At 41.8% G+C, this 249-nt stretch carries 1 protein-coding gene and 1 pseudogene; both read right to left on the bottom strand.

The window, feature by feature from the left end; translation table 11 throughout:
- Nucleotides 1-64 (bottom strand): annotated as a pseudogene (rpsI, locus tag SB660_RS22610) (30S ribosomal protein S9); the annotation flags it as partial.
- Nucleotides 65-89: 25 nt separating this feature from the next.
- Nucleotides 90-249, bottom strand: a 160-nt coding sequence (locus SB660_RS22605) for an uL13 family ribosomal protein (RefSeq protein ID WP_410584734.1), incomplete at its 5' end; no start/stop codon positions are given.

The following is a 249-nucleotide window of genomic DNA, read 5'->3' as shown; positions in this document are numbered from 1 at the left end:
CTAAACGTACGCGAGCTACAGAGCTTTTACGGCGACCAGTGCCGATGTATTGAACTTGTGCCAAAGTAATATCCTCCTCTTAATTTATATTATCCGCGAAGCTCATACGCTTCTGGTTTTTGTGCAGCATGTGGGTGCTCAGTTCCAGTGTAAACGTTAAGTTTACCGAACATTTTACGACCTAAAGAGTTTTTAGGAAGCATCCCTTTTACAGCTAATTCGATCATACGTGTTGGGTACTTTTCTAAC

This window comes from Bacillus sp. SIMBA_005 (assembly GCF_046535585.1).
Taxonomy (GTDB): Bacteria; Bacillota; Bacilli; order Bacillales; family Bacillaceae; genus Bacillus; species Bacillus pumilus.
This window is presented reverse-complemented; position numbering and strand designations above follow the sequence as displayed.